General features: G+C 61.2%; 3 protein-coding genes and 1 pseudogene. 1 reads left to right on the top strand and 3 read right to left on the bottom strand.

What is annotated here, in order from left to right; translation table 11 throughout:
* A pseudogene (locus EN991_RS32315) lies at positions 1 to 233 on the bottom strand (methionine gamma-lyase); the annotation flags it as partial.
* A 125-nt stretch (positions 234 to 358) separates the two neighbouring features.
* On the opposite strand from EN991_RS32315, the gene EN991_RS32320 reads away from it, so the two are divergent.
* A complete protein-coding gene (locus tag EN991_RS32320; RefSeq protein ID WP_024501498.1) occupies positions 359 to 817 on the top strand; it encodes an Lrp/AsnC family transcriptional regulator in 459 nt (152 codons plus the stop codon).
* 50 nt (positions 818 to 867) lie between these two features.
* Here EN991_RS32320 and EN991_RS32325 read toward each other — a convergent pair whose 3' ends face one another.
* On the bottom strand, positions 868 to 1,839 hold the full coding sequence (locus tag EN991_RS32325) for an ABC transporter substrate-binding protein (RefSeq protein ID WP_013530916.1): 972 nt from the start codon (positions 1,837 to 1,839) through the stop codon (positions 868 to 870).
* Between the two features lie 40 nt (positions 1,840 to 1,879).
* The coding region (locus EN991_RS32330; RefSeq protein ID WP_164769533.1) for an ABC transporter permease at positions 1,880 to 2,443 on the bottom strand (564 nt) is incomplete at its 5' end.

Consider the following 2,443-nt stretch of genomic DNA (forward strand, 5'->3'; position numbering starts at 1 on the left):
GAATAGACCAGGCCGGAGGCGGTGCCGCTCGGCGGCTCCTTCCTGCCGGATGTGTAGTCGAAGAAGTCGCGTCCCTCCTCCGCCGACTTGAACACGAAGGTCGAGGTCAGGAACACCGGCGGCTTGACGGCGCCCTCCGACAGCTGCGGATCGAAGCCATAGCTCAGCATCAGCGTCTCCGGGTGGAGCTTGTGGTTGCCGATATGGGTTTTCGACGGGCGTGGCGCGGTCATGGCTTTTCCTGCCTGTTCGAGTGAAATAGTGAACGGCAATTTATGCGATCTCGTTCCACCAGTCCTTGCTATTTTTGGGCTCACATGGCTGCATCCCCGCAACAAATTGCCTGGAGAGACCGAAAGTGCAGCAGAAGATAGCCGACGATTTCGACCTGAAAATCCTGCGTGAGCTGCGGGCCGACGCCCGCATCACCAACAACGAGCTTGCCGAGCGCATCGGCCTGTCGCCGTCGCCCTGCCTGAGGCGTGTGCGGCGGCTGGAGGAGACCGGGGTCATCAGAGGCTACACCACGCTGGTCGATCCCTCAGCCTTCGGCTGGAGCATGGTCGCCATCGCCACCATCCGGCTCAGCCGCCAGAACGAAGACGAGATCGTGATGTTCGAGGACGCGATCCGCGGCTGGGAAGAGGTGCTGGAATGCCACCTCGTCACCGGTTCGCGCGACTATGTGCTGAAAGTGGTGACGGGAAGCCTCGAACAATACGAGCGCTTCATCAAGGAAAAGATCGCGCGGCTGAAATGCGTCGCCTCGATCGAGACCAGCTTCGTCATGAACACCATAAAGGAACGGCGCCTCTGACATTTCTGCCGGATGCGCCGCTTTCTGGATAGATATGTTGCCGGCTAGGCTTACTTGACCGCTTTGTCGGTGATGGCGGTGGTGTAGGCGCCGGTCGGCTCCTTGGTGATGATCTTCTGGTCGAGCAGCGCCTTGGCGGTGCGCTCGTAGGTCGCCGGGTCAAGTTTGCCGTCGGCATTGTCGATCAGCTTGGCGACTTCGCTCATCATGCGCTTCTGGTGGTTCTCGTCCTGGCCGCCGCCGTCCATGACGATGCCTGCGGCTTCGTCATTGTTGTCGATGGCATATTTCCAGCCCTTCATCGAGGCGCGCACGAAACGCACCATCTTGTCTTCGAAGGCCGGATCCTTGAGCTTGTCTTCGGACGCATAGAGCCCGTCCTCGAGCAGGTCGTTGCCCATGGCCGAGTAGTTGAACACGGTCAGCTGTTCCGGCTTGTAGCCGGCGTCGATCAGTTGCCAGTATTCGTTGTAGGTCATGACCGAGATGCAGTCCGCCTGCTTCTGGATCAGCGGCTGCACGTCAAAACTCTGCTTGAGCACCGTGACGCCGTCCGGGCCGCCCTCGGTCTTCAGGCCGAGCTTGTTCATCCAGGCGTAGAACGGATACTCGTTGCCGAAGAACCAGACGCCGAGCGTGTGACCTTTGAAGTCGGCTTCGGTCTTGATCGGGCCGTCCTTCGGGCAGACCAGCTCCATGCCGGCCTTCTTGAACGGCTGGGCGATGTTGACCAGCGGCACGCCCTTTTCGCGGGCAGCCAGCGCACCGCCCATCCAGTCGACGATAACGTCGGCACCACCGCCGGCGATCACCTGCTCGGGCGCGATATCGGGACCGCCCGGCTTGATGTCGACGTCGAGACCCTCGGCCTCATAAAAACCCTTGGCCTTGGCGACATAGTAGCCGGCAAACTGGGCCTGCGTGACCCATTTCAGCTGCAACGTCACCTTGTCGGCGGCCATTGCCTGGAAAGCGGCAAGCGACATCGCGCCAGCCAGAACGGGAATAATCAGTCTTTTCATTTTGTTACCCTCTGAAGTTAGTGCCCTAAACCCACCGCCCCTATCCACCACGGACAGAGGGATGCCAAAACGTGACGGCTCTTTCCACAAGAGCGACCACGCCATAAAAGACCGAACCCGCAAGTGCTGCAACTGCGATTTCGGCCCAGACCATGTCGATGTTCATCCGCCCGACCTCGGTCGAGATGCGGAAGCCCATGCCGACGACAGGCGTGCCGAAGAACTCGGCAACGATGGCGCCGATCAGCGCCAGCGTCGAGTTGATCTTCAGCGCGTTGAAGATGAAGGGAGCTGCTGCCGGCAGCCGAAGCTTCAAGAGCGTCGGCCAGTAGCCCGACGCGTAGGTGCGCATCAGGTCGCGCTCCATATGGCCGGAGGCGGCCAGACCGGCGACCGTGTTCACCAGCATCGGGAAGAAGGTCATGATGATGACCACCGCCGCCTTGGACTGCCAGTCGAAGCCGAACCACATCACCATGATCGGCGCGACGCCGATGATCGGCAGCGCCGAGACCATGTTGCCGATCGGCAACAGGCCGCGTCGCAGGAACGGCACACGGTCTGCGAGCACCGCGGTGATGAAGCCGGCGCCGCTGCCCACGAC

This window comes from Mesorhizobium sp. M7A.F.Ca.US.005.03.2.1, from assembly GCF_003997795.1.
Classification (GTDB): Bacteria; Pseudomonadota; Alphaproteobacteria; order Rhizobiales; family Rhizobiaceae; genus Mesorhizobium; species Mesorhizobium ciceri.